Annotated in this window: 8 protein-coding genes; 3 read left to right on the top strand and 5 right to left on the bottom strand. The window is 58.0% G+C overall.

Annotated elements, in window-relative coordinates:
- Nucleotides 1-647: 647 nt before the first annotated feature.
- The 4 genes from BLO49_RS17925 to BLO49_RS17910 are packed head-to-tail and all read right to left on the bottom strand — an operon-like array spanning nucleotide 648 to nucleotide 3,600.
- Nucleotides 648-1,589 (bottom strand): CPBP family intramembrane glutamic endopeptidase, encoded by a 942-nt coding sequence (locus BLO49_RS17925; protein ID WP_090650972.1) that lies wholly within the window; start codon nucleotides 1,587-1,589, stop codon nucleotides 648-650.
- A 27-nt stretch (nucleotides 1,590-1,616) separates the two neighbouring features.
- Complete coding sequence (locus BLO49_RS17920; RefSeq protein WP_090650971.1) at nucleotides 1,617-1,967, bottom strand: DUF3147 family protein; 351 nt, start codon at nucleotides 1,965-1,967, stop codon at nucleotides 1,617-1,619.
- Entirely contained in the window at nucleotides 1,967-2,743 is a 777-nt protein-coding gene (locus BLO49_RS17915) for an RNA methyltransferase (RefSeq protein ID WP_090650969.1), read from the bottom strand. Before BLO49_RS17915 ends, BLO49_RS17920 begins: the two co-directional genes overlap by 1 nt.
- Before the next feature lie 50 nt (nucleotides 2,744-2,793).
- On the bottom strand, nucleotides 2,794-3,600 hold the full coding sequence (locus tag BLO49_RS17910) for a hypothetical protein (RefSeq protein WP_090650968.1): 807 nt from the start codon (nucleotides 3,598-3,600) through the stop codon (nucleotides 2,794-2,796).
- A gap of 137 nt (nucleotides 3,601-3,737) precedes the next feature.
- On the opposite strand from BLO49_RS17910, the gene BLO49_RS17905 reads away from it, so the two are divergent.
- A complete protein-coding gene (locus BLO49_RS17905) occupies nucleotides 3,738-4,199 on the top strand; it encodes an SRPBCC domain-containing protein (RefSeq protein ID WP_090650966.1) in 462 nt (153 codons plus the stop codon).
- Nucleotides 4,196-4,504, top strand: coding sequence for an ArsR/SmtB family transcription factor (locus tag BLO49_RS17900; RefSeq protein ID WP_090650965.1), 309 nt, complete (start codon nucleotides 4,196-4,198; stop codon nucleotides 4,502-4,504). Before BLO49_RS17905 ends, BLO49_RS17900 begins: the two co-directional genes overlap by 4 nt.
- 6 nt (nucleotides 4,505-4,510) lie before the next feature.
- On the opposite strand, the gene BLO49_RS18695 is transcribed toward BLO49_RS17900, so the two are convergent.
- Nucleotides 4,511-4,633 (bottom strand): hypothetical protein, encoded by a 123-nt coding sequence (locus BLO49_RS18695; RefSeq protein WP_281187325.1) that lies wholly within the window; start codon nucleotides 4,631-4,633, stop codon nucleotides 4,511-4,513.
- Nucleotides 4,634-4,828: 195 nt separating this feature from the next.
- Between BLO49_RS18695 and BLO49_RS17895 the strand changes: the two genes are divergently transcribed.
- Complete coding sequence (locus tag BLO49_RS17895) at nucleotides 4,829-6,043, top strand: NADP-dependent isocitrate dehydrogenase (protein ID WP_090650963.1); 1,215 nt, start codon at nucleotides 4,829-4,831, stop codon at nucleotides 6,041-6,043.
- The last annotated feature ends 172 nt before the right edge of the window (nucleotides 6,044-6,215 follow it).

Genomic DNA, 6,215 nt, shown 5'->3' with positions numbered 1-6,215 from the left:
TATGGAGTGTATCTCAACACTCCGCAAGAACACCGCCGCCTGCGATTCTCTTTCCAATATCTACAATGTCAAAGACCGAAATGCGCAACATCCGAAGCGCAAAAGGTAGTTCACCAAACGGCGGTTAAACCGTCCAGAGCGACAACTTAAATCCTTGTCGAGGAGAGCGGCGCTTATACCGCATCAATTTTTAGTGTCAAGCAATTCTTTTTAAAAAGTTTTTGCTCTCAACCCTCACTTCCAAAACAACCCGGTCAAACCGGACCCCTTCGTCAGCGGAGCGGCGTATATAACCGCTCAAATTTCCCAGTCAAGCCCTTATTTTTAAAAACTTTAAAAACAAAAAACTCAAACCAGAAACACCTCAGAAACCCGAAAGCTCCCTCAGCAGGAGCGGCGCTTCTAAGAGAACCACCGCACCCTGTCAACCGAGTATTTGAAGAATTTTGCAGTTGCGAAATTCGGCAGAAAACCGGTCGGCACCCCGCCTTCAAAATCGCCTTAAGGGACTCTAATTCCTGCAGTTTCCTGCGGTTCATGTCGTCGCCGAAAGACTATGTCGTCGTCGGGAGGGCGGCTTCTAACCACCCCTCCCCCACGAGTCAACGGCATTTCTCACATAACGCCGTTTATGCACAGAACACGGATTAAACCGCCGTTTCCGCCAGCTTTTGCGGCGCCGGATAGCCCTCGCCCTGCTTCAAGGCGCCCTTAGACACCTGCCAGGCAATCGCCGCACCCAACACAACGGAAGTGACAAGGCTGCCTTCCGGGCCAAAGCTGGCGCCGGTCAACCACCAGGCGGCGCCCGGCTTGCCCATCAGATCGACGACAATCGGCGCAGCCGCAAGTTTTTCGCCACTGACTTCCAGGCCAAATCCAACGCCCAGCAGCCAGTTCCACGCCGTATGCCAGGCACAAACGCCCCACAGCGAGCCTTCACGAATGGCGTAGAAGCTGAGGAAGATGGCCACCAGCACGATATTGAGCAGCCCCACAGCCAGTTCCGGCGACGGCTTGATATTGCCGGCGTGCAGTAGTGAGAAGACGATCATATTGACGGCGATGCCCCAGTAGATGCCGTGGCGCGACGCAATGACCTGCAACAGATAACCGCGCATGGCGGTTTCTTCGGTCGCGCCCTGCACCATAAAGCCCAGAAACAGCGCCACCAGCGGCACGAAAGTCATCAGGCTGGGCGCCCTCCAGAAGCCAAGGCTCTCGAACTGATAGCCGCCCAGCAGCCAGATGCTGCCCACCACCGTCGCCAGAAAACCAAGCCCAATCGCCAGCCCGCGCAGATAACGCTTCACGAAATCACTGTTGAAGCCGAGCGTCTGCGGTCCGCGGCGCTCGAACAGCCAGGCCCACAGCAGAAAAATACCGATGATCGGCCCGAAGATCAGGAGCTGATAGACATCGCCAATCCAGCTTGTGCCGGGAATCAGCGGAATATGATTGATCAGGCCGATAAAGGCGCCCGGCATCATGCCAAGAATAATGAAGATGACGCTCAGGGGGATGGCGAAAGCGGTCCAGGTCCGGCGATGGCGCTCGGTGCGCGGTGCATAGAGTTCGATTCCGGCCATGATTGCCCCCTTTTTAAATCCCGCCCTTTACAGCTTTAACCCGAAGCGCGGCCCGATAAATACCATCCCCATATACAGACCAATGGTTAACGCGCAGCCACTGACCAGCGCGGGATAAAAGCCAACGCCTCGGCGAAGCAGAAAGGGGATCAGCAGGAACATGGGCAGGGACGGCAGGACAAACCAGAAGGTGCCTTCCGCATGGGCCGCCATACGCTCAATATCCTTCGTATCGCGCCACAACCACAACATCCCCAGGATCGAAACAAGGGGCAGCGAAGCGACCAGCGCGCCAAAACCCGGCCAGCGCTTGGCGATTTCAGAGACCGCCGCGATAATGATGCCCGACAATACGGCCTTGATCGCCAGATACAGCATCACTCGCCCTTCTCTGCTTTTTCTTTCGCCAGACGCGCCAGCACGCGCCCCCTGCCCTTGGTCAATGCGGTGACGACGCCGCGCCAGGTGCGAATTTCCTGCTCGGTCAGGCTGGCGCGATTGAGCGACGAGCGCAGATTGCGCACCATCGAAGGCCGCTTGGCCTCCGGGAAGAAGAAGCCGGAGACATCCAGTTCGGCTTCCAGATGCTCATAGAGCCCCACCAGATGCTTCATCTCGGCCGGCGGGTCCTGATTCTTGGTGAACTCGGCGCCCGGCGCATCCATGATCTGCAACCGCCATTCGTAAGCCACAATATTGACCGCCTGCGCCAAATTCAGCGACGAAAAGCGCGGATCGACCGGAATAGTGACAATATAATGGGCGTGAATGAGATCGTGCGTCTCAAGGCCCGTGCGCTCGGCACCGAACAGCAGCCCGGTTTTCAGCCCTTCGCGCGCCTTTCCCATGCCATCCGACGCGCATTCACGCGGCGTGATCACCGGCAGATTGACCTCGCGGTTGCGCGCCGTCGTAGCGTAAACCACCTGTAGATCAGCCGTAGCCTCTTCCACGGTCGCATAAACCATGGCGCCATCGAGCGGCCATTGCGCGCCGGCGGCCATGGTCCACGCCTTTTCCTGCGGCCAGCCGTCACGCGGCGCCACCAGACGCAACTCGGTCAGGCCGAAATTGCCCATGACGCGCGCCACGGCGCCGATGTTTTCCGCCAATTGCGGCCGGTCGAGAATAATGCAGGGAAGGTTTTCGCTCATGTGCGGCTTATAGAAGCCAGACGCTCGCGCGTCCATGACGTTTTAAGCCATTATCCAGCTAACCCACTGCCGCGCCAGGAACTACTGGCAGCTGTGCCAATCGCCTCGTTGATAATAAGGTAGAGGCCCTCTGATACCCGATCATATTCTGCCTGATCATCTTCAAATCCAAGATCATTCCATGATCCCATACCACCAAACACCCAAGCGGCGGACGCTGCGCTGAGTAAAGATTGAGCGGTTATTGGCAGGCTGCCATCGGGATAAAGATCCTGGTGATATCCCGGACGATACGAGGGCGTTTCCAATGCTTTGAGCGCGTTATCGAAAAGGACCGTAAATCCTTCATCGCCGAAATGCTTGCGCGAAAAGGCGCGTATATCCCGTAAAGCCGCCTGAAAATCCGACTTGATATCAGATAGCGCCCGAAAGCCATGCGGCTGAGTGGCCGCCGCCTTATGTTTTTCATAACTGATCTGCCAGATACGCCTGTCTAGCGCCGCTTGATTGCCGACACGCCAACTCGCAGCCCAAAACTCGCTTTTCCCATCTGGCAAAATAACTTCTACAGACCAAGTTCTGCCACCACCCACGAAACCGGCCAACAAACGATCCGGCGCGTGAGGATTATTGGATGCAGTCGCACCAAGCACCAGTCCGAGCGCATTTTCTTTTATTAACGAGGAAAACCAGATATCCGGCGTTTCTGCGACAAGCCGACCTGCATCTGAAAATCTTATATATTCCGCAAACTGGCATGTGGAGTTTTGCGGAAAGAAGCCAGGAACAGACTGCCCAGCCAAGATCGCATTCCCATAGCAAGTTAAGGCAACGAGTTGCGCAATTTCGCCGTTCATAACGCCTCCCCCATTTTGCCAGACCTATCAATCCCGATTGGAGAATACAAGCGAACAAACACTAAAGTTTTAACTTGACTATTCGCGCGCGCCGCCAGATACTGAAGCCATAACTTCACTGTCAGAAAGGCAGCGCCATGTCCCAACCCGTCGTCCACCACACCTTCATTATTGAAAAGACCTACCCCAAGTCTCTGGCAACCGTCTTTGCCGCCTTTTCAAATCCGGAGAACAAGGCCCGCTGGCTCAGCGCTGGTCGTCAGGCCATGACCGGTTTCGAACTGGATTTCCGCGTCGGCGGCCGCGAATTCGCCGGCTATATCATGGGCGCCGATACGCCCTTTGAAGGCGCGAAAATGACCAGCGACGGCCTCTACCTCGATATCGTGCCAAATGAGCGTATCGTTATCGGCTCCAACATGGCGATGAACGACCGGCCCTTCTCGGCCTCCCTGCTCACCTTCGAGTTTCTGGCCGAAGGCGACGGCACAAAACTCATCCTCACCCATCAGGGCGCCTTCTTCGAGCATTCCGATGGCCCCGAAATGCGCCAGCACGGCTGGACCAAGCTGCTTGATCAGGTGGCGGATACGCTTTGAGCGACATCGCCAAAATCTTCCACGCTTTAGGCGATCCCACCCGCCGCGATATGGTCGAGCGCCTGACCGACGCACCTTTGTCGGTGTCGAAACTGGCCGAGCCCTACGCCATGAGCCTGACTGCTGTCGGCCAGCACCTCGCCATACTGGAAGCCGCCGGCCTGGTCACCACCCAGAAGACCGGTCGGGTGCGCACCTGCGCGCTGGCCCAGCCCGGCCTTGACGCCCTGGGCGAGTGGCTGGCCGCGCGGCGCTCACCCTGGGCGCGGAAACTGGACGCCCTCGGCGATATGCTCGACGAATAGCCGGACTTACCGGTATTCGCGGAACGCCAGGAAGACCAGCATCACCAGAGCCAGAGGCAGCAGCGCAAAGGCGCGGGCCGTATCCATCCATTCGGAATGCTTGGGCGTTTCAATCGACTGCGTGTTCATTTCGGCACCTCACTGTTGTTTACGCAAGGGCAATGCAAGCGCCGGGCCACATTTTACCTCGCGAAAACACAATGATCCGGCTGCCCAATTTACCGTTTTGCGCCGCCCACCTTTTCCGCTATAGCAGGCGCCGTTAGCGGCATGGCCGGCCCTGTGCGCCCCCTTGTCAGCTCCCGTTTGGAAAAGGATTCTGTAATGGCTAAAATCAAGGTGGCGAACCCGGTCGTCGATATCGACGGCGACGAAATGACCCGCATCATCTGGCAGCTTATCAAGGACAAGCTGATCCACCCCTATCTGGACATCAATCTCCAGTATTTCGATCTGGGCATGGAACACCGCGACGCCACCGACGACCAGGTGACGATCGATGCGGCCAATGCCATCAAGGCGTGCGGCGTCGGCGTCAAGTGCGCCACCATTACGCCTGACGAAGCCCGCGTGAAGGAATTCGGCCTGAAGAAGATGTGGAAGTCGCCCAACGGCACCATCCGCAACATCCTGGGCGGCGTTGTCTTCCGTGAGCCGATCATCTGCTCGAACGTGCCGCGCCTCGTCCCCGGCTGGACGCAGCCGATCGTCGTCGGCCGCCATGCTTTCGGCGACCAGTACAAGGCCACCGACTTCCTCGTCCCCGGCCCCGGCAAGCTGACCATGAAGTTCGAAGGCGAAGACGGCAAGGTGCAGGAATACGAAGTGTTCCAGTTCCCCGGCGCCGGCGTCGCCATGGGCATGTACAATCTCGACGAGTCGATCCGCGATTTCGCCCGCGCCTCGTTCGAATACGGCATCGCCCGCCACTATCCGGTCTACCTCTCGACCAAGAACACCATCCTGAAAGCCTATGACGGCCGCTTCAAGGATATCTTCGCCGAAATCTTTGAGGCCGAATACGCCGCCAAGTATAAAGAACTGGGCCTGACCTACGAGCACCGCCTGATCGACGACATGGTCGCCTCGGCGCTGAAGTGGTCCGGCGGTTTCGTCTGGGCCTGTAAGAACTATGACGGCGATGTCCAGTCCGACACCGTGGCGCAAGGCTACGGTAGCTTGGGCCTGATGACCTCGGCCCTGGTCACGCCGGACGGCAAGATCATGGAAGCCGAAGCCGCCCACGGCACCGTGACCCGCCACTTCCGCCAGCACCAGAAGGGCGAAGCCACCTCGACCAACTCGATGGCCTCGATCTTCGCCTGGACCCAAGGCCTCAAGCACCGCGCCAAGCTGGACAACAACGCCGAACTGACGAAGTTTGCTGAAACCCTGGAAAAGGTCTGTATCGACACCGTCGAGGCCGGCTTCATGACCAAGGACCTGGCGTTGCTGGTCGGCCCGTCGCAGGGCTGGCTCACGACCGAGGGCTTCCTCGACAAGATCAGCGAAAACCTGACAAAGGCCCTGGCCGCCTAATCCACCCTTATACCGTCCGGCGAAGCGTCTTCAGCGAAGCCGGATGGTGGTGGGGTTTCTGACTTTCTGCCAGAGCCGTCGCATCCTCACCGATGCGACGGCTTTTTCTTGATCCTCCCCTTTTTAAGGGGAGGTGGCAGCGCCCGGCCTTGCGGGTGAAGCCCGCAGGGCC

The organism is Asticcacaulis taihuensis (assembly GCF_900100255.1).
Lineage (GTDB): Bacteria > Pseudomonadota > Alphaproteobacteria > Caulobacterales > Caulobacteraceae > Asticcacaulis > Asticcacaulis taihuensis.
This window is presented reverse-complemented; position numbering and strand designations above follow the sequence as displayed.